General features: G+C 64.1%; 15 protein-coding genes. 8 read left to right on the top strand and 7 right to left on the bottom strand.

Annotated features, from left to right (window positions below):
* Positions 1-7: 7 nt before the first annotated feature.
* A complete protein-coding gene (locus UNPA324_RS25580) occupies positions 8-1,030 on the bottom strand; it encodes an ABC transporter substrate-binding protein (protein ID WP_128920276.1) in 1,023 nt (340 codons plus the stop codon).
* Positions 1,031-1,194: 164 nt separating this feature from the next.
* Between UNPA324_RS25580 and UNPA324_RS25575 the strand changes: the two genes are divergently transcribed.
* The 4 genes from UNPA324_RS25575 to UNPA324_RS25560 all read left to right on the top strand — a co-directional run bounded on the left by UNPA324_RS25575 (position 1,195) and on the right by UNPA324_RS25560 (position 5,904).
* A complete protein-coding gene (locus UNPA324_RS25575; RefSeq protein WP_141936566.1) occupies positions 1,195-2,001 on the top strand; it encodes a creatininase family protein in 807 nt (268 codons plus the stop codon).
* 139 nt (positions 2,002-2,140) lie between these two features.
* Positions 2,141-2,404 (top strand): hypothetical protein, encoded by a 264-nt coding sequence (locus tag UNPA324_RS25570; RefSeq protein ID WP_164936372.1) that lies wholly within the window; start codon positions 2,141-2,143, stop codon positions 2,402-2,404.
* 194 nt (positions 2,405-2,598) lie between these two features.
* On the top strand, positions 2,599-3,540 hold the full coding sequence (locus tag UNPA324_RS25565) for a DUF1194 domain-containing protein (RefSeq protein ID WP_141936564.1): 942 nt from the start codon (positions 2,599-2,601) through the stop codon (positions 3,538-3,540).
* Positions 3,541-3,987: 447 nt separating this feature from the next.
* Positions 3,988-5,904 (top strand): carbohydrate porin, encoded by a 1,917-nt coding sequence (locus UNPA324_RS25560; RefSeq protein WP_246667217.1) that lies wholly within the window; start codon positions 3,988-3,990, stop codon positions 5,902-5,904.
* Positions 5,905-6,147: 243 nt separating this feature from the next.
* Here UNPA324_RS25560 and UNPA324_RS25555 read toward each other — a convergent pair whose 3' ends face one another.
* Positions 6,148-8,223 (bottom strand): methyl-accepting chemotaxis protein, encoded by a 2,076-nt coding sequence (locus UNPA324_RS25555; protein ID WP_141936560.1) that lies wholly within the window; start codon positions 8,221-8,223, stop codon positions 6,148-6,150.
* 243 nt (positions 8,224-8,466) lie between these two features.
* On the opposite strand from UNPA324_RS25555, the gene UNPA324_RS25550 reads away from it, so the two are divergent.
* Positions 8,467-9,762: a hemolysin family protein gene (locus UNPA324_RS25550; protein ID WP_128920270.1), complete on the top strand. Its 1,296-nt coding sequence runs from the start codon at positions 8,467-8,469 to the stop codon at positions 9,760-9,762.
* 228 nt (positions 9,763-9,990) lie between these two features.
* On the opposite strand, the gene UNPA324_RS25540 is transcribed toward UNPA324_RS25550, so the two are convergent.
* The 3 genes from UNPA324_RS25540 to UNPA324_RS25530 all read right to left on the bottom strand — a co-directional run bounded on the left by UNPA324_RS25540 (position 9,991) and on the right by UNPA324_RS25530 (position 13,203).
* The gene (locus tag UNPA324_RS25540) at positions 9,991-10,230 is read right to left on the bottom strand and encodes a PilZ domain-containing protein (protein WP_128920269.1); all 240 of its coding nucleotides are present in this window, start codon (positions 10,228-10,230) and stop codon (positions 9,991-9,993) included.
* 87 nt (positions 10,231-10,317) lie between these two features.
* Positions 10,318-12,006: an FMN-binding glutamate synthase family protein gene (locus UNPA324_RS25535; protein ID WP_181769514.1), complete on the bottom strand. Its 1,689-nt coding sequence runs from the start codon at positions 12,004-12,006 to the stop codon at positions 10,318-10,320.
* Between the two features lie 423 nt (positions 12,007-12,429).
* The gene (locus UNPA324_RS25530; RefSeq protein ID WP_141936557.1) at positions 12,430-13,203 is read right to left on the bottom strand and encodes a ferredoxin--NADP reductase; all 774 of its coding nucleotides are present in this window, start codon (positions 13,201-13,203) and stop codon (positions 12,430-12,432) included.
* A 372-nt stretch (positions 13,204-13,575) separates the two neighbouring features.
* Between UNPA324_RS25530 and UNPA324_RS25525 the strand changes: the two genes are divergently transcribed.
* Complete coding sequence (locus tag UNPA324_RS25525) at positions 13,576-14,415, top strand: ATP-grasp domain-containing protein (RefSeq protein WP_141936555.1); 840 nt, start codon at positions 13,576-13,578, stop codon at positions 14,413-14,415.
* 138 nt (positions 14,416-14,553) lie between these two features.
* Here the strand turns inward: UNPA324_RS25525 and UNPA324_RS25520 are convergent, their stop codons facing one another.
* On the bottom strand, positions 14,554-15,510 hold the full coding sequence (locus UNPA324_RS25520; RefSeq protein WP_128920266.1) for an amino acid ABC transporter substrate-binding protein: 957 nt from the start codon (positions 15,508-15,510) through the stop codon (positions 14,554-14,556).
* Positions 15,511-15,519: 9 nt separating this feature from the next.
* The gene (locus UNPA324_RS25515) at positions 15,520-16,818 is read right to left on the bottom strand and encodes a dicarboxylate/amino acid:cation symporter (RefSeq protein ID WP_128920265.1); all 1,299 of its coding nucleotides are present in this window, start codon (positions 16,816-16,818) and stop codon (positions 15,520-15,522) included.
* A 213-nt stretch (positions 16,819-17,031) separates the two neighbouring features.
* On the opposite strand from UNPA324_RS25515, the gene UNPA324_RS25510 reads away from it, so the two are divergent.
* Positions 17,032-18,033 carry an NADP-dependent oxidoreductase gene (locus tag UNPA324_RS25510; RefSeq protein WP_141936553.1) on the top strand — a complete coding sequence of 334 codons (1,002 nt, stop codon included), beginning with the start codon at positions 17,032-17,034 and terminating at the stop codon, positions 18,031-18,033.
* Positions 18,034-18,190: 157 nt separating this feature from the next.
* Complete coding sequence (locus UNPA324_RS25505) at positions 18,191-19,075, top strand: cysteine rich repeat-containing protein (RefSeq protein ID WP_141936551.1); 885 nt, start codon at positions 18,191-18,193, stop codon at positions 19,073-19,075.
* The last annotated feature ends 7 nt before the right edge of the window (positions 19,076-19,082 follow it).

The raw sequence follows: 19,082 nt of genomic DNA, 5'->3' as shown, positions 1-19,082 counted from the left end.
CCTTGCGCTAGGGCTTGTTCGGGCGCAGTTCGACGCCGACGCCCTTGTTGACGAAGCGCAGCGTGTAGGATTTGCGGAAGTCGAGATCCGCCTTGACGACGCCGGCCTTCACCATCTTGTTGAAGAAGGAGGTGTAGCGCTCGTCGCTCATCGCGCCGATGCCGTTCTTCAAGGAGTCGCCGGAATCGACGATGCCGTGCTCCTTCATCTTGGCGACGGAATAGGCGAGCAGATCGTCGGTCATCTCCGGGTTCAGCTGCTTGATCATGGCGTTGCCGGCGGAATTGTCGCGATAGATGTAATTGTACCAGCCGACCATGGAGGCGTCGACGAAGCGCTGGACGAGATCTGGCTTCTTCTCGACGATGTCGCGGCGCGTCTCGATCAGGGTCGAATAGGTGTTGAAGCCATAGTCGGCGAGCAGCAGCACGTTGGGCTTGAAGCCCGCCGCCTTCTCGACCGCAAAGGGCTCGGAGGTGACGTAGCCCTGCATGGCGCTCTTGGGGTTGGCGATGAAGGGCTGCGGATTGAAATTATAGGGACGGACGTTCTTCTCGCTGAAGCCGTATTCGGACTTCAGCCATTGGAAATAGCTGCCCATGCCCTCCTTGGAGACGAACAGCGTCAGCGGCTTGAGGTCCTCGATCTTGCTGACCTTGGCATCCGGCTGCGTCAGCATCACCTGCGGATCCTTCTGGAAGATCGCGGCGATGGTCACGACGGGAACGTTGTTGGCGACCGCGTCGAACGACATCAGCGTGTTCGCGGCCATGAAGAAATCGATCTTGCCGGCGATCAGCAGCATCCGGTTGTTCTCGTTGGGCCCGCCGGGGACGATGGTGACGTCGAGCCCGTATTTCTTGTAGGTGCCGTCGGCCACCGCCTGGAAGAAGCCGCCGTGCTCGGCCTCGGCGACCCAGTTGGTGCCGAAGGTGACCTTGTCCAGCGTCTCCGCACGCGCCGGGGCGCTGCAGACGAAAGCGGCGAAGAGGCCCGCCGTCAGCGCGCGCCACAGATGAAAGGGGGTCATAATGGCACTCCGTCGATTGCTTTTTGCCAATCGCGTCTGGCTCATGTGAGGCCAACGCGATAGAACCGCATGACATCAGGGGACGCGAGCCGGCCGGGCCCGCGTCCCCTGATACCCCAAATTACGCGACAAATTCGGGCAATGAAACCTCCAAAGAATACTCAATGATGCCATCCCGCGACTGGACCGCAATCGGCTGGGCCGAAGCGCCCCCCGCGGAGAGGGCGCGCTGGATCGCCGTGCTGCCGCTGGCGGCGACCGAACAGCACGGCCCGCATCTGCCTGTGACAACGGACGTGCTGATCGCCGACGCCTATCTGGCGCGCGTGCGCGAGCTGCTGCCGGGAAGCGTTCCAGCGACGTTCCTGCCCGTTGAGAGGATCGGGATTTCCACCGAGCATATCGACTATCCGGGCACGCAGACGCTGCGAACCGAGGTCGCGCTGAAGCGATGGACTGATATCGGCGAGGATGTCGCGCGCAGCGGCGTCAAGAAGCTCGTCATCATCACCAGCCATGGCGGCAACAGCGCGGCGATGATGCTGGTCGCACAGGATCTGCGCGCTCATCACAAGCTGTTCGTGGTGACGACGTCATGGTCGCGGCTATCGGGCGCGGATCAATTGTTCCCGGCCGAGGAAGTGCGTCACGGCATTCATGGCGGCGCGATCGAGACCTCGATCATGCTGGCGCGCTACCCCGATCAGGTGCGTCAAGCTGCGATTGCGGATTTTCCCGCGAGCAGCATCGCAATGGAAAAGCAGTATCGCTGGCTGTCGACGCAGCGGCCGGCGCCGTTCGCCTGGCAGGCGCAGGATCTCAACGCCAGCGGCGCGATCGGCAACGCGACATTGGCTGAGCCGGCAAAAGGCGAGCAACTGATCGACCAGGGCGCTCGCGCTTTTTGCGAGTTGCTGAGCGAGGTCGATAACTTCGACGTGAACAGGCTCGCCAAAGGGCCTCTCGGCTAGCCAATATCCTGCTGGAATCATTCAAGAAAGTTCTCGACTCCGGGAGCGGATTTGCCGCTTTCGAACCGGACGCGAGGAGCCTCCGTCAAACTGGGCACGCGGGCCACAACGGACCCCTCAACCCCGGATGGAGTTTCACATGTCGATCAAGACCAAGATTGCCGCCGTAGCGCTGGCCACCCTCGCCGTCACCGGCAGCATCGTGTCCACCACCTCGCAGGCCGAAGCCAAGCCGCTCGGCTGGGGCTGGGGTGTGGGCGCCGGCATCGCCACCGCCGCCGTCGTCGGCTCCGCGATCGCCGCCAGCAACGATCCCTATTACTACGGCTATCACCGCTGCGGCTGGGTCGCCCAGTACAACGCCTTCGGCCAGTACGTCGGCCGCGTTCGTACCTGCTACTGATTTGGGTACCTGAGGCCGATCTCTCACGTGGATCCTGCGTTCGACACGGGCGCCTCATCCACCCCGTGTCGTGCCCCCGACCCGCCCGGCTGTCCCCCCGGGCGGGTCATTCATTTTCCGCGCCAAACGCCCAGAACGCCTTCCGATTGCACGTTCCGCGTGTCAGGATTCGAATGGGCAGCAGGAGGGCGAGGATGAATTGGCGAGTCTCGATCGGATCGATCATGATTGCGATGCTGGCCTCGACGCAGACGTTTTCCGAGCCACAGCGACAGCCGCAAGCAATGATCCAAGCCGAAAATCGTCTCGCCGTGGATGTCGAACTCGTGATCGCGGTCGATATTTCCTACTCGATGGAAATGGATGAGCTGGCAGCTCAACGCGAGGGCTTTGCCGAGGCCATCGTCTCGCAGGAATTTCTTCAGGCCTTGCGCGCCGGTCCGATCGGCAGGATCGCGCTGACCTATTTCGAATGGTCAGCCACGAACCACCAGAAGATCATCGTCCCCTGGCGATTGATCGACGGAGCGGAAACGGCCGAGGCCGTCGCAGCTGAACTCATGAAGGCGCCGGTCCTTCGCGGTTCGCGCACGTCGATTTCGGGCGCGATCAAGTTCGCCGTGCCGCTGTTCGAGCAGAGCCCATATCGTGGTTCGCGCCAGATCATCGACATTTCGGGCGACGGTCCGAACAACGTCGGCGATCCTGTCGCCACAGCGCGCGACACGGCGTTGCAGAACGGCATCGTCATCACTGGCATGCCGGTCTTGACCCATGCGGCGCTCCTTGGGCCGACGGACATCGACCATATCGACCACATCGACCGGTACTATGAGGATTGCGTCATCGGCGGCCCAGGTTCCTTTGTCGTGCCGATCACCGATCGCGGAAACTTCAAGGAGGCGGTCCGGACCAAGCTCGCTCTCGAGATCGCAGGCCGCACGCCGGATCAATCGCCTGCCACCTCTGGGGACAAGAAGCCGCGGGTTCTCTGCACGATTGGCGAGAAGCTCTGGCAGCAACGGTGGAATGCGAACACGCCTGCGGCGAATAATTCGGTGATGAGCAAACCGGCGGCGAACAAGGATGACGCGCTGCTCGACAGGAAGATCAGGGGCATCTGCCGCGGCTGCTAGGTGCTTTCGCCGGCCGGCGACCGGCCGCCGCCTTCGCCCCCGCCCCTCCCATTTGCCTGGTCACCGACAGGCTTCCAGCAGAGGCCCGACTCCGCTTGGGCAATCCAGATCCTGGCACCTTTAGCGATGTTGCAGCCTCGTCACACAGTGGTGCGATCCATGCCATGCGGCAATCCGCGCCAGTTGCTATTGCGAATTAATCGCAATAATCTTCGCAATGGGATCGGGAACTTGGGAAGAAACTGCATCGGAATGAGATCATCTCGCCGATTGCGTAGACAACCAGAGACCTGATGACAGGATCGCTGTGAATCGGCAGGGATGACGGCTGCGGCGAATGGGATAGATTCGCGTTTGGGGGCGTGCGTTTTGACGTTGAGGGGTCATCGTTACAGGTACTTGCGGACGGCCGCGGCAATCGCCTCGGCTGTGCTGGCTTTTCCCGCAATGGGCCGCGCGGCCGATCTGCCGCTGAAAGCGCCGGCGCTGAAGGCGGTCTACGACTGGACCGGCCTCTATATCGGCGCGCATGTCGGCGTCACCCGCGGCACGTCCTCGGCGACGCTGACCGATCCCACATTCGCAACCGACGACAACGTCTTCACCGGCGCGACCGGCGGCGTCCAGGCCGGCTACAATTGGCGCCTCAATTCGGGCCTGCTGCTCGGCGTCGAAGGCGACATCTCCTTTCCGAACTATCTGCCCTCCAATCACGTCGTGTCATCGGCGGCGACCGCGCTGTCGTTCGCGGAGGAACGCTGGGACTATGTCGCGAGCCTGCGCGCGCGGCTCGGCTACACCAACGGCAATTGGCTGTTCTACGCCACCGGCGGCGCGGCCTTCACCGGCGAGCGCTTCCTCTCGACCCCGAACGGCGGCGTTGAAGAAAAGGTGCTGCACACGAGGTTTGGCTGGACCGCCGGTGGCGGCGTCGAATACGGCTTCGCGCCGCATTGGAGCGCGCGGCTCGAATATCTCTACAGCAAGTTCGAGAACGCCAACGTCACCTTCTCCTCAGGCGCGCAATATTCGTCGTCGATGGATTTTCACAGCCTGCGGATCGGCCTCAATCGCAAGATCGACTGGCCGGGCGTGCCGACCTATAACCCGACGTCGGATGTCACCGACACCGAGTCGAATCGTTGGGAGATTCACGGCCAGTCGACCGCGCTGGGACAGGGCTACCCCGCGTTCCGCGCGCCCTATACCGGACCGAACAGCCTGCTCCCGTCGCCCGATTTTCAGCAGACCTGGAGCAATTCGCTCTATCTCAATGCGCGGCTGTGGGACGGCGGCGAGGTCTATTTCAATCCCGAGCTGCTGCAAGGTTTCGGTTTCAATAACACGACGGGCGCCGCCGGCTTCCCCAACGGCGAAGCGCAGAAGTCCGGCTTTCCCTATCCGCATTTCAATGCCTCGCGGCTGTTCGTGCGCCACACCTTCGGCTTCGGCGGCGAGCAGGAGGAGCTTGCCAGCGGCCAGCTTCAGCTCGCCGGCAAGGCCGACGTCTCGCGCCTGACCTTGCAGGTCGGCAAGTTCTCCGTGGTCGACGTGTTCGACGGCAATTCCTATGCGCATGATCCGCGCAAGGACTTCATGAACTGGTCGATCTGGGCCTCCGGCGCCTTCGACTACGCCGCCGACAAGCTCGGTCTCGGCTACGGCGCCACGGCCGAATTGAATCAGAAGCAATGGGCGCTGCGCGCGGGTTATTTCCTGATCGGTGCGGAGTCGAACTCCAGCAATTTCGACATGAACGTCGGGCGGCGCGGCGAATATGTCATGGAGCTCGAGACGCGATATTCGCTGTTCGGCCTGCCTGGCAAGCTGCGCACACTCGGCTTTGTCAACAGCGCCTTTGCGGGCAGCTACCGTGAAACGCTGGATAATCCCGCGTTCGGGGTGGACATCAGCCAGACCCGCCGCGGCCGCATCAAATACGGCTACGCGTTCAACCTCGAGCAGGCCATCACCGACGACATCGGCGTGTTCGGCCGCTGGAGCTGGAACGACGGGCGCAACGAGATCATGGCCTTCACCGACATCGACCGCAGCCTGTCCGGCGGCGTCTCGGTGAAGGGAACGACGTGGGGCCGGCCCGACGATGTCGTCGCGCTTGCCGGCGCCGTCAATGCGCTGTCGCAAGACCATCGCGACTTCATCGCCGCCGGCGGTCTCGGTCCGCTGATCGGCGACGGCCGGCTCAACTACCGCCGCGAACGCGTGCTGGAGACCTACTACGCCTATGCGCTGAACAAGGCGCTGACCTTCACCGCCGACTATCAGCTCATCGTCAACCCCGCCTACAACGCCGACCGCGGACCGGTGTCGGTGTTTTCGGGGCGCCTGCACGGCGAGTTCTAGACACGCTCGATCCGCTTGCGACCGGGCTGTAAGGCTTCTTGGCTGCAGGATGCGCGCGCCTCGTCCTTCAAGACGCCCGCTTCGCGGGCCCTCAGGATGGGGCTAAGGGGCACCGGTGCTCGCTGAAACTACCGCCGTGTATTCCGCCCTCATCCTAAGGGCCCGCCATTGGCGGGCGTCTCGAAGGATGCGCTGCGAGAAAGCCGCTCCTGACGTAATTGCGTCAGCGGGGAAATCCGACCTCTACGCCGCGCGGATCGCGTCCAGAAACTTCCCGACCTCCGTCTTGAGGCGCGTGCTCTCGCCGGACAGCGACCTCGCGGACGTGAGCACGTTGGCGGAGGCCGAGCCGGTCTGGCTTGCGCCGCGCTGCACGTCGACGATGCTGGCGGAGACCTGCTGGGTGCCACGTGCTGCCTGCTGCACGTTGCGGGAAATCTCCCGCGTCGCCGCGCCTTGCTCCTCGACCGCCGAGGCGATCGCTGACGCGATCTCCGACATGCGGGTGATGGTGTCGCCGATCGCCTTGATGGCGCCGACGGACTCCTCCGTCGCGGTCTGGATTCCCGAGATCTGCTGGCTGATCTCGCCGGTGGCCTTGGCGGTCTGCTCGGCGAGCGCCTTGACCTCGGAGGCAACGACGGCGAAGCCGCGCCCGGCCTCGCCGGCGCGCGCCGCCTCGATGGTGGCGTTGAGGGCGAGAAGGTTGGTCTGGCCCGCGATCTGGCTGATGAGCTCGACGACGTCCCCGATTCGCCCGGCAGCCCTGGCGAGCTCACCGACATGGTCGTTGGTGCGCCCCGCCTGTTGCACCGCCTCGCCGGCGATGCGCGCGGAGTCCTGGACCTGCCGGCTGATCTCGTCGACCGACGAGGCCATCTCCTCGGCCGCCGCGGCAACGGTCTGCACGTTGGTGGAGGCCTGTTCGGAGGCGGCCGCGACGGTTGCGGTGACCTTCTCGGATTGATCGGCAGTGCTCGTCAGCGTACCCGCGGACACTTCCAGCTCGGACGACGCCGACGACACCGTGTTGATTACGTCACCGATCATGGCTTCGAACTCGCGCGCGATCTGGTCCATGCGCTGGCTGCGCCGGAGCTTCGCCTCGGCCTCGACCGCGGCCGCCTCGTCGGCAGCCTTCTTGGCGAGCAGAGAATCCTTGAAGTGCTGCAGCGAGGCCGCCACCTGGCCGATCTCGTCAGTGCGGCCGGTCGCGGGAATCTCGACTTCGTGCTGTCCGGCAGCGAGCTTGCCGATCACGTCCGCGATCCGGCCAAGCGGTGTCACCACACGGCTGCGCAGCATCGTGGTCACCGCACCGAGCGTTCCGAGCAGGGCAAGCACCGCCACGCCCGCCAGCGCAAGCATCGCCAGGGCGCCGTTGCGCGCAGCCGTGGCGCGCTCGGACGCTTCGCCCAGCGCGGCGTCGCGCACGCCATAGAACATCTGGATGGCGGGGACGATGACGTTCGCCAGCTCCTCGGCGTTGACGCCGTATTTGCCGTCGCTCCTAGCGGCAGGCATCTCCTTGTCCACGACCGGCGCTGCTTTTCCAAAATAGGATTCCGTCGCCGCCTTCAGCGCGGCGGCGATCCGCGGCGGATTGCCGAGCTGCTGCATGCCGGCTTCGATGCGCTCGCGATCGGCTTCCACGCGGCCCTGCATGCGGTCCATCAGCGAGAATTCGGCCGCCACGAGCGGACGACGCGCGGACAGCGCTGGCGACAGGGTGGCGGCGCGGCTGCCGGCCGAGACGCGCAGATCCTGTGCGGTCCGTGCCAGGCTCAAGAGCGCCGCGAGCGAGGAATCGGCATTGACGACCTGCCCTTCGTGCCGGTTCATGATCGGCTCGATATTGCTGATGATTTCGGCAACGGCGGGCAGGAAGCCCTTGACCACAGCGCTGTCGCGCGCCGCCAAGGGAACGCTCATCGCGCGATCTGCCCCCGTGGTGATGTCCTTGAGTCGTCGGGCGGCACGATCCAGGGTTTCGATCATCGCTGCGCCGTCATCGAGCACCATGATGGCGCGCCGCGCGGCCTCGAATCCGGCATCGGCCGCTTTGGCAGCCTTCCCGGCAGCTTCGCTCTGGGCCTGCGTCGCAACGCCTTCCTGGAAGATCGGGGAGATGTAGGGCGCACGAAGTCCGGCGACGTGCTGGCTGACCGTCAGCATCGCACTGAAGGCATCGACCGTCTTGATCGCGTCGGAACGGTTCGTGAAGATGCGGGTCTGGGGTATCAGCACTTCGGCGCCGAGGATGACTGCGAAAATTGTCACCGTCAGCATCGACAGCGCGAAAAGCTTCCCGATCCGCATCTTGGGGTCCCCCGAATACATTTCTGCAATGTCGAAAACCTAGCTGCCGGCCACTAAGGGGCCGTTAAGCAACGATCCGTAGTTCCGCGGAGTGCCAGATCGTCGCGGACGCCTCGGAAACGTTGTCGCCTCCGGGTTCCCTCCGGCGCCGGATGCGCCGAAATTGACGGCATTTCCTCGCCGAATACCTATATCAAGGCATGTGCCGTTCATCCGGCCACACTCCCTTACCTCGGAACCTCAATGCTCTCGGTCGAACTCGTCATCGTCGTCGTGCTGATCGTCATCAACGGCCTCCTGTCCATGTCCGAGCTGGCCGTGGTCTCGTCGCGTCCGGCGCGGCTGTCGCTGCTCGCCGCCAAGGGCGTGCGCGGCGCCGAGCGGGCACTGACGCTGGCGGCCGATCCCGGCAAATTCCTCTCGACGGTGCAGATCGGCATCACGCTGGTCGGAGTGCTCTCCGGCGCGTTCTCGGGCGCGACGCTCGGACAGCGGCTGACGCAATGGCTGCTCGAGCTCGGCCTGTCCCCCGGCGTTGCCGACATCGTCGGCGTCGGCATCGTCGTCACGCTCATCACCTACGCCACCCTGATCGTCGGCGAGCTGGTGCCGAAACAGGTGGCGCTGCGCGACCCCGAAAGCATCGCGGTGAGGGTCGCGCCGGCCATGCACGTGCTTGCGAAGGTCTCGCTGCCGCTGGTCTTTCTGCTCGATGTCTCCGGCAAGCTGATCCTCACGCTGCTCGGCCGCGGCGGCAAGTCGGAGGAGAAGGTATCCGAGGACGAGATCCATCATCTCGTCAGCGAGGCCGAGAGCGCGGGTGTGCTCGAGCCCGGCGAGAAGGAGATGATCGCCGGCGTGATGCGGCTCGGCGACCGGCCGGTGGGCGCGGTCATGACGCCGCGCACGGAAGTCGACGAGATCGATTTGAACGACGATCCGGCCGCCATCCAGGAGATCATCGCCAAGAGCCCGCACTCGCGTTTTCCCGTCTCGGACGGCGACCGCGACAAGCCGATCGGCGTGCTCCAGGCCAAGGACCTGCTGGTCGCCTATATGAACGAACGCAGCCCCGACCTGCGCGCGCTGGTGCGCGAGGCGCCCGGCATCCCGGCGTCGGCGGACGCGCGCGACGTGCTGACCATTCTGAAGACCGCTCCGGTTCATGTCGGTTTCGTCTACGACGAATACGGTGGCTTCGAGGGCATGGTGACGGCCGCCGACATCCTCGAGTCCATCGTCGGCGCCTTCCATTCGGAAGCGGGACCGCCGGAGCCGGCCTATGTCAGGCGCGCAGACGATTCGTTCCTGATCTCCGGCTGGATGCCGGTCGACGAATTCGGCGAGCTGCTCGGCGTCGAATTGCCGCCGCACCGCTACAACACGGTGGCAGGCCTCGTGCTGCAACAATTCAGCGCGCTGCCCGACACCGGCGACGCCTTCGACTTCGGCGGCTGGCACATCGAGGTGATCGATCTCGACGGCCGGAGGATCGACAAGATCTTGGCGAGCCGGTTGAGTGAGGTCGAGACGGGGTGAATTAAGCGAAAGTGCGAATCCCAACCTCAGCTGTCGTCCCGGACAAGCGCGCCTAAAGTGCGCGCCGATCCGGGACCCATACTTCCAGGAAGCGGTTTGGCGAAGGCTCGACGTTCGGTACCGCTATCAACTGCAATCGATAGATCACGCGGTATGGGTCCCGGATCTGCGCTGACGCTTGTCCGGGAGGACAGCGGAGATTGCGGCGCGCGCTGCGCCAACTCACCCTCACCCGAATCTCACGCCGATCCGCTTCTCCTTGCGCCAGATCACGGTGCAGGACAGATGGGTTCCGTCGGCCGGAACAAACAGGGTGAAATGCTCGGGAATGCCGACCGGGCTGGTGACGTCGAGCGCTGCGCCGGTGTCGGACAGGTTGCGGACGGTGCAGTCGATCGCGCCGCCGCCGAACTCGATGGTTCCGGCCTTCAGCACGCGATGCCTCGCCTTGTCGCGCCGTTCGTCCATGGGCACAATTTACACCCAAAGTTGAACCAATCGTTAAAGCCCGCTGCGCGCTCGGCATCCCTCCGCGGGCGGCGGCGCGAAGCGCCGCTACGGCGCCGGCTGGAACGTGTCCGCCCGTGCCATCCGCCAGGCGTCACTGAAACGCGGGTCCTCGGTGCCTTCGAGCAGCTCGCCCGGACGCAGCGCCGGATAGAGCTGGGCAAAGGATTGCACCCTCGTCGTCGACGTCCGTTGGCTGAAATGAATCGGGCGCAGTTGCTGCGGATGTTCCAGGCCCGCTGCGGCGATCAGCTCGGTCAGCGAATGCAGCGTCGCGTGGTGATAATTGTGCACGCGGTCGATCTTGAGCGGCACGTAGAGCGCGCGCGCCCGCGTCGGATCCTGGGTCGCCACTCCGGTCGGACAACGGTCGGTGTGGCAACTCAGCGACTGGATGCAACCGAGCGAGAACATGAAGCCGCGCGCCGAGTTGCAATAGTCGGCGCCGATCGCCATCGCCCGCGCCATGTCGAAGGCGGTGGCGATCTTGCCGGAGGCGCCGATCCTGATGCGGTCGCGCGCATTGATTCCGATCAGCGCGTTGTGGACGAAATTGACGCCCTCGCGCATCGGCATGCCCAAATGATCCATGAATTCCAGCGGCGCCGCACCGGTGCCGCCTTCATTGCCGTCGACGACGATGAAATCAGGGTAGATGCCGGTCTCGAGCATCGCCTTGCAGATCGCCAGGAATTCCCAGGGGTGGCCGATGCAGAGCTTGAAGCCGGTCGGCTTGTCACCCGAGAGGCGGCGCATCTCGGCGATGAATTGCATCATGCCGACGGGCGTGGAGAACGCGCGGTGCGAGGCCGGCGAGATGCAGTCCTCGCCCATCGCGACACCGCGGATCTTGGAGATCTCTTCCGAGACTTTTGCCGCCGGCAGCACGCCGCCATGGCCGGGCTTGGCACCCTGGCTGACCTTGAGCTCGACCATCTTGATCTGAGCGTCACCAGCGACGCGCGCAAACGCTTCGGGATCGAAGGTGCCGTCGAGATGACGGCAGCCGAAATAGCCGGAGCCGATTTCCCAGATGATGTCGCCGCCCATCTCGCGATGATAGGGGCTGACGCCGCCCTCGCCGGTGTCATGCGCAAAGCCGCCCTTCCTGGCGCCGGCATTGAGCGCCCGCACCGCGTTGGGGCTGAGCGCGCCGAAGCTCATCGCGGAGATGTTGAACACCGAGGCCGAATAGGGCTGCTTGCAATCGGGGCCGCCGATGGTGATGCGGAACTTCTTCTCCGCATGCGCCTTCGGCGAGACCGAGTGATGCATCCACTCATAGCCCTCGCGGTAGACGTCCTCCTGGGTGCCGAACGGGCGCTTGTCGAGCTCCATCTTGGCGCGCTGATAGACCACCGCGCGGGTGTCGCGCGAGAACGGCATGCCGTCTTTCTCGCTCTCGAAGAAATATTGCCGCATCTCGGGGCGTATCTCTTCGAGCAGGAAGCGGATATGCGCCGCGATCGGATAGTTGCGCAGCACCGCGTGGCTCTTCTGCAGGAGATCGCGGACGCCAAGCAGCGTCAGCGCGCCGAAGATCAGGATCGGCACCAGCAGGATGTCGAAGATCTTGCGATCGACGATACCGATACCGATCAGAAGCGCGGTGACGACCGCGCAGATCGTCAGCACGATGAAGCGCGGCGAGAATGGCAGCAGCAGGGTTTCAATGATCCCCTCTTCCGCCAGCGGCAGGCGTTTGGGGGATTGCTGTGTCTTGTTGTCGTCGGCCACGATTCCATCCTCTCGCCAGCATGAGGCGGTACGATACGCCCTCGCCTGTCATACGGATATGACGCGGCCCTTGTTTCAGGCTAGCGAATTCGGCCGAGACAAATCAATCAGCCCGATGGGCGGGTTTTGCGGTGCAGCAAGGGAATGGGGAGGGAGGAGACGGCGGGCCGCCGGAATCCTGAATGGGCTGCACGTGAGCCACACTGCATTCCACAAGCTCAGCTGTCGTCCCGGGCAAGCGTCAGCGCAGACCCGGGACCCATAACCACAGGAAGGGATGTCGCGCGAAGCTGGTGGTTACCAGCCTTCGCAAAGCTGCTCCCTGTGGCTATGGGTCCCGGATCTGCGCGCGCTTTGGGCGCGCTTGTCCGGGACGACAGCTGAGTGGATGACTAGCCGTTCGATACGACGGCCAATAGGCACCTACCGCTCGACGAACGCCTTCTCGATCACGAAATGGCCGGGCCTGTTGCCGCTTCCTTCGACGAAGTCGCGGCCTTCGAACATCACCTTCAGCTCTTCCAGCATCGCCGGGCTGCCGCACATCATGATGCGGTCGGTTGCGATGTCGAGGGGCGACTGCCCGATGTCGTTGAAGATCTGCTCGGAGCTGATGAGGTCGGTGATGCGGCCGCGGTTGCGGAACGGTTCGCGGGTCACGGTCGGATAGTACACGAGCTTGTCCGCGAGCAGCTCGCCGAACAGCTCGTCCTCGCGCAAGGTCGCGACGAGCTTCTCGCCATAGGCGAGCTCGGAGACCTGGCGGCAGCCGTGCACCAGCACGATGGACTCGAACTGCTCGTAGACCTCGGGGTCCTTGATCAGGCTGGCAAACGGGGCGAGGCCCGTGCCGGTCGAGAGCAGCATCAGCCGCTTGCCGGGAAGGAGGTTATCGGTGATCAGCGTGCCGGTCGCCTTGCGGCCGACCAGGATGGTGTCGCCTTCCTTGATCTTCTGCAGGCGCGAGGTCAGCGGACCGTCCTGAACCTTGATCGAGAAGAACTCGAGCTCTTCCTCGTGGTTGGCGCTCGCCATGCTGTAGGCGCGCAGCAGCGGACGGCCGTCGACTTCGAGGCCGATCATGGCGAACTGGCCGTTCTGGAAGCGGAAGCCGGTGTCGCGCGTGGCGCGGAAGCTGAACAGCGTGTCGGTCCAGTGCTGAACGGAAAGAACCTTCTCTCGGTAAAACGCGCTCATGATTTTCGATATTCCGAATAATTGCGGTTTTCGGGCAAAAGCGTTGCCCGGCCCTGAAAACGGGGCGGACACCATTGCCATGGCGGAGGATTTCGCGTGTGTGATCTACGCCATTGAGACCAATAATCAACCTCGTTTTGGGTGCAATTGATGCCGATCAAACCGGCATTTGCGGCGGAATTGGCTGCATCATTAATGAATCTGCTGCCGGGCCTGCCGGGAGGGCAATTTCTTTTCCCTCCAGGACTGAATTGCAGCACTTAATTTCCGTCGCGCTCGCGAGAATTTCATTAAGAATAGCTCTGATTTTCCGCGCGATTGGCGCCGTTGCCCGCGTTTTTGCGGCTTTCGGCGACGGGAACGACAAGAGAGATGGCAAACGACTCTGCAAGCGGCGAGCGAATCTTCGTTCAGGCAATCAGGCGCTATTGCGCGGAGCACGGCATCGCGGTCGACGTCCGCGCCGGCGGCTGGCTGATCGCGATGCGGCGGGGCAACGAGCGGCGCTTCGCCTTCGGCTACGACATCGGCCTCAACAGCGCGATCGCGCACCGTCTCGCCAACGACAAATCGGCCACCGCAGAGGTGCTGACGCTGGAGCGCGTGCCCTGCATTCCCCATCACCTCTTCCTCAATCCGAAGCTGGGCAGGAACGTTGTCGGCGCCGGCTGGCGAGAGGCCATGGTCGAGCTGCTTGGCGGCAATCCGCAAGGCGTGGTGGTCAAGCCGAACGAGGGAACATCGGGGCGCTCGGTGTTCAAGGTGACGACCGAGGCGGAACTCGATCGCGCCGCCAGCGAGGTTTTCTCGATGAGCGCCGGGCTAGTGATCTCGCCCTATGTCGCAATCGAGGACGAAGTCCGTGTGGTGCTGCTCGGTGATAGGCCGCGCGTCGTCTACAGCAAGCAGCGTGGCACGGATTGGCGGCACAATCTCGATGCCGGCGCAAAGCCGGTGTTGTTGGAGGATGGCGACGTTCGCGCGGCCTGCGTGAAGCTCGCCAGCGACGCCGCGAAGACGATCGGCATTGTCTTTGCTTCGATCGACGTGGTGCGCGTGAACGGCGAATGGAAGGTGCTCGAGATCAATTCCGGCGTGATGATGGAGGCGCTGGGCAAGCTGCATCCGGACCTGGTGCAGGCGACGTATGACGCGGCGCTGTATCGGGTGTTTGGGGAAAGCATGAGCGGTGATCTATCCCCGTCACCCTGAGGTGGCGGCTTCTTCAGCGGCCCTCGAAGGGCGACGGCCGGCTGCAGCAGTGCGGCCGTTCATCCTTCGAGGCTTGCTCGGCGGTGCGCCTGCACCGCCGAGCGCGCACCTCAGGATGACGGAGAGAGAGACTCCCGCCTAATTATTCGCGCTCGCGGAATCGTCCATCGCCTTGAACGCCTCTTCCAGCTGCAGCGAGATCGGCACGTTCAAACGTTCGCCGGTCGGAAGCCGTGCGGTGAACCATTTGTTGTAGAGCGGGACGAGGTCGCGATTGGAGCCGAGCTTGCGGAAGGCGCGCTCGACGACGGCGGAGAGCTGCGGCTCGCCCTTCCTGAACATGATGCCGTAGGGATCATAGGACAAATAATCGCCGGTGACACGGAACTTGTCCTGCGCCTTGTGGCGCGCGATCAGACCGAAGAGCAGGATGTCGTCGGTCGCGAACGCATCGGCCTTGCCGTCGGCGAGCATCTGGTAGGATTGCTCGTGATCGGCGCCGACGGCAATGTTCAGCCCCAATGCGAACTTCTTGTCCGCCGCCTGGATCGCCTGCTCGTTGGTGGTGCCCTTGGTCACCACGACGGTCTTGCCCTTCAGATCGATCAGCGACTGGACGGCGGAGGCCTTCGGCACCATCAGCTTGGTGCCAGCGACAAACATCAGCGGCGAGAAGGCGACGCGCTTGCCGCGTTCGGCATTGGCGGTGGTCGAGCCGCATTCGAGGTCGATCTTGCTCTGGAGCACGGCGTCGATGCGGTCGTCCGAGGTGACCTTGACGTAGTCGATTCTGAGATCGGGATCGTCGACCTCGACGCCGATCTCCTCGACGATGGCCTCGCAGAGCTCGAGGCTGTAGCCGATCGGGCGGCCCGACTGGTCGAGGAAGGAGAACGGCGGCGAGCTCTCGCGATAACCCAGCCGCACGGCGTGCGCCTTCTTGATGGCGGACAGCGTCGGGCTGAGCCCTTCGCTACCGGTCTGCGCGAGCGCCGAAGCCGCGAACAAAGACGTCGCGGACAAGGCGGCCGCGAGCAACGACGCGGCGAGCAAAAGGCGGCCCGAGGTCAACGACCTCGCCCATATCTGGCCCATGGTTCGCTCCTACCCATGGCCGGCCATCGCGGGCACTTCGCCCGGCACCATGTCCTCGGGCACGACGTCGGCGGGTCCGAGCGCGTGCTCGGCCCCGAGCTCGCCTTCCCATTTGGCCACGACCGAGGTCGCCAGCGTGTTGCCGATCACGTTGGTGGCGCTGCGACCCATGTCGAGGAAGGTGTCGATGCCCATGATCATCAGCAGGCCCGCCTCGGGGATGTTGAACTGAGCCAGCGTCGAGGCGATCACGACGAGGGAGGCGCGCGGCACGCCGGCGACGCCCTTGGAGGTGATCATCAGCGTCGCCAGCATCGCGAGCTGGGTGCCGAGCGGCATGTCGATATGATAGCTCTGCGCGATGAAGATGCTGGCGAAGGTGCAGTACATCATCGTGCCGTCGAGGTTGAAGGAATAGCCGAGCGGCAGCACGAAGCTCGAGATGCGCGACGAGGCGCCGAAGCGATTGAGCCCCTCCAGCGTCTTCGGATAGGCCGCCTCCGAGCTCGCGGTCGAGAACGCGATCATCAGGGGTTCGCGGATCAGCTTCAAGAGATGGCTGTAGCGCGGGCCGATCACGATGAAGCCAACGACGACCAGGAGGGCCCACAGGATCATCAGCGAGAGATAGAAGCCGCCCATGAAGACGACGAGCTTCCAGAGCACGGCGAGGCCGTTCTTGGCGACCGTCGCGGTGATGGCGGCCCACACGGCGAGCGGCGCGAACAGCATCACGTAGCTCGTGACCTTGAGCATGATGTGGCCGACGTCGTCGATCATCGCGAGGATCGGCTTCGAACGTTCGGGCATCGAGCCCATCGCCACCGAGAAGAATACCGCGAAGATCACGATCTGCAGGATCTCATTCTGCGCCATCGCATCCGCGATCGAAGTCGGGATCAGATGGGTGAGGAATTTCTCGATCGAGAAGGCCGACACCGGCAGGCCGGTCGATTGCCCCGCCGCAGGCAGCGTGCCCGGGAAGTTGGCGCCGGGCTGGAGCAGATTGACCATCACGAGCCCGAGCAGCAGCGAGATGAAGGAGGCGCTGACAAACCAGCCCATGGTCTTGGCGAAGATGCGGCCGAGCTTGGCGCCCGAGCCCATATGGGCGATGCCCCCGACCAGGGTCGCGAACACCAGAGGCGCGATGATCATCTTGATCAGGCGCAGGAACATCATGGCGATCAGGTTGATGGCGGAGGCCCACTCGGCGCGCGTGTCGGGCAGGAAGCTGTAGATCGCTGCCCCCATGACGATGCCGAGCACCATCGCCGCCAGAATGTATTGCGTAAACCTGTTGGACATCGTTGACCCCCACGTATACCGGCGCTTCATGATGTCGCAGATATCACAGCGACGCAACACGCTTTGCGTGTGATCGCGTTTGCAGGATGTTCCCGTTGTGAAATGGCACGCCGCGATCTAGCCTTCATGCAGCGCACAACACATGCGGCCTGCACGTTTTGTTTGCGGCAGCTGCATCAATAATCGTCAAGACAATCAAAGAGGGGAAACGCCATGAGCGGCAACACCAATCGCCAAATTCTGCTGGTCGAAAAACCCAGCGGCAAGCTCGGCCTAGAGCACTTCAAGATGATGGACGGCGCAATGCCGGAGCCGAAAGACGGCGAGGCCTTGCTGCGCGTGCGATACATTTCACTCGACGCCGCCAACCGCGCCTGGATGCACGGCGCGACCTATCGCTCCGCAGTCGAGGCCAACAGCGTGATGGCCGGCGGCGCCATTGCCGAGGTCGTCAGCTCGAAGGCCGAGGGCTTAGCTGCCGGCGACATCGTGTTCGGCGACACCGGCTGGCAGGAATTTGCCGCGGTGCCGGCGAAGCATCTCACCAAGATGCCGAAACTCGAACCGATGACGCATCTGCTCAGCGTGTTCGGCATCGCCGGACTCACCGCCTATTTCGGACTGCTCGAGATCGGCAAGCCCAAGGAGGGCGAGACCGTCGTGGTTTCCGCGGCCGCAGGCTCGGTCGGCTCGATCGTCGGACAGATCGCCAAGATCAAAGGATGCCGCGTGATCGGCATCGCCGGCGGCGTTGACAAGTGCAACTGGCTGACCTCCGAGCTCGGCTTCGATGCCGCCGTGGACTACAAGGACGGCGCGGTGTTCAAGGCGCTTCGCGCAGCGGCACCCAAGGGCATCGACGTCTATTTCGACAATGTCGGCGGCGACATTCTCGAAGCCTGTTTGCCGCAGATGAACAATTACGGCCGCATCGCCTGCTGCGGCGCGATCTCGCAATATGACGGCGCGCCCGCAGCGCACGGCCCGCGTGGCGTGCCGGGACTGATCGTGGTGAAGCGGCTCGTCATGCAGGGCTTCATCGTGATGGACTTCATGAAGGAGAGCCAGCGCGCGCTCGCCGATCTCCAGGGCTGGGTCAAATCCGGCAAGCTGAAGGTGCAGGAAGACATCATCGACGGATTGCAGAACACGCCAAAGGCGCTGATCGGATTGCTCGCGGGCGAGAACCGCGGCAAGCGGATGGTCAGGCTCTGACGACTTCCGCACATCGTATCGGCGCCGGCACAATCTGCTTGCGGTAGCGGCCGAAGCGGCCAATGATATCGCTCGCGAGGCATCACTCGCGATGATTGCGATTGCGCGACTTTTGATAAGCGTCGAACAATATCGACAGGGGCAGGAATTCATCCAGATGTTCAACACGTTGAAACAAGTCTCAACGCGCAAGGCGTTGCTGGCGGCGGCACTGTTCGCAACTGCAACAGGCGCGGTCGCGCAGGCGCCGACCGACGCCCAGAAGAGCGCCATTCGGTCCGCGTGCCGCTCGGACTTCATGGCGCACTGCTCGAGCGTGACGCCCGGCGGCACCGAAGCGTTTCAATGTCTGCAGAAGAACATGTCGAGCCTCTCGTCGGGATGCCAGACCGCGGTTCGCGCGATCGCTCCGCCGGCCGCTCCGCAGCCGGCCGTACCGAAGACCGAGGCCGCTCCCGCCGCGCCGAAGACCGAAGCTGCCCCCAAGGAAGCGATGAAGGAAGCGGCCCCCAAAGCGGAGCCGGCGCCAGCACCTGCCGCACCGAAGGCTGAATCCGCTCCTGCTGCGAAGCCGGCCGCCGCACCACCGGCACCGAAAGCTGCTGCTGCGCCGAAGCAGCCGAGCAGCGCGCAACTTGCTGCGATCAAGAGTTCCTGCCGCGGCGATTATCCCAAGGTCTGCGCCAGCGTGCCGCCGGGCGGTGCGCCTGCGCTCGAATGCCTGGAGAAGAACAAGGCAAGGGTCTCGCCAGCCTGCGAGAAGGCGGTGAGCGCCGCGACCGGCGGCGCGGCGGCCACCGCTGCGCCGGCAGGGGGCGCGGCAGCAGCGCCTGCCCCAGCCGCGCCAACCGTGCTCGTGCTGCGCCCCTTGCGGCCGCGCGAACAGTTGTTCGTCGCTCAATCGGCCTGCGGCGCCGACATCCGCACCATCTGCGCCGGCGTCGAGGCCGGCGGCGGCCGCATCATTCAGTGCCTCGCCAGCAATGCCGCGGCGCTGTCACCGGCATGCCGGGATGTGCTGGCGCCATTCGCGGCGCGATAGCTCGCCG

It is taken from the genome of Bradyrhizobium sp. UNPA324, assembly GCF_006658635.1.
Lineage (GTDB): Bacteria > Pseudomonadota > Alphaproteobacteria > Rhizobiales > Xanthobacteraceae > Bradyrhizobium > Bradyrhizobium nanningense.
Note: the sequence above shows the minus strand (reverse complement) of the source record. Positions and strands in the feature narration are given on the sequence as shown.

Excerpts from the sequence above, each read along its gene's own strand:
- UNPA324_RS25530 (WP_141936557.1), bottom strand. The coding sequence starts at position 13,203 with ATGAGCGCGTTTTACCGAGAGAAGGTTCTTTCCGTTCAGCACTGGACC.
- UNPA324_RS25560 (WP_246667217.1), top strand. The coding sequence starts at position 3,988 with ATGGGCCGCGCGGCCGATCTGCCGCTGAAAGCGCCGGCGCTGAAGGCG.
- UNPA324_RS25570 (WP_164936372.1), top strand. The coding sequence starts at position 2,141 with ATGTCGATCAAGACCAAGATTGCCGCCGTAGCGCTGGCCACCCTCGCC.
- UNPA324_RS25515 (WP_128920265.1), bottom strand. The coding sequence starts at position 16,818 with ATGTCCAACAGGTTTACGCAATACATTCTGGCGGCGATGGTGCTCGGC.
- UNPA324_RS25565 (WP_141936564.1), top strand. The coding sequence starts at position 2,599 with ATGAATTGGCGAGTCTCGATCGGATCGATCATGATTGCGATGCTGGCC.
- UNPA324_RS25510 (WP_141936553.1), top strand. The coding sequence starts at position 17,032 with ATGAGCGGCAACACCAATCGCCAAATTCTGCTGGTCGAAAAACCCAGC.
- UNPA324_RS25540 (WP_128920269.1), bottom strand. The coding sequence starts at position 10,230 with ATGGACGAACGGCGCGACAAGGCGAGGCATCGCGTGCTGAAGGCCGGA.
- UNPA324_RS25580 (WP_128920276.1), bottom strand. The coding sequence starts at position 1,030 with ATGACCCCCTTTCATCTGTGGCGCGCGCTGACGGCGGGCCTCTTCGCC.
- UNPA324_RS25550 (WP_128920270.1), top strand. The coding sequence starts at position 8,467 with ATGCTCTCGGTCGAACTCGTCATCGTCGTCGTGCTGATCGTCATCAAC.
- UNPA324_RS25555 (WP_141936560.1), bottom strand. The coding sequence starts at position 8,223 with ATGCGGATCGGGAAGCTTTTCGCGCTGTCGATGCTGACGGTGACAATT.
- UNPA324_RS25575 (WP_141936566.1), top strand. The coding sequence starts at position 1,195 with ATGATGCCATCCCGCGACTGGACCGCAATCGGCTGGGCCGAAGCGCCC.
- UNPA324_RS25525 (WP_141936555.1), top strand. The coding sequence starts at position 13,576 with ATGGCAAACGACTCTGCAAGCGGCGAGCGAATCTTCGTTCAGGCAATC.
- UNPA324_RS25505 (WP_141936551.1), top strand. The coding sequence starts at position 18,191 with ATGTTCAACACGTTGAAACAAGTCTCAACGCGCAAGGCGTTGCTGGCG.
- UNPA324_RS25520 (WP_128920266.1), bottom strand. The coding sequence starts at position 15,510 with ATGGGCCAGATATGGGCGAGGTCGTTGACCTCGGGCCGCCTTTTGCTC.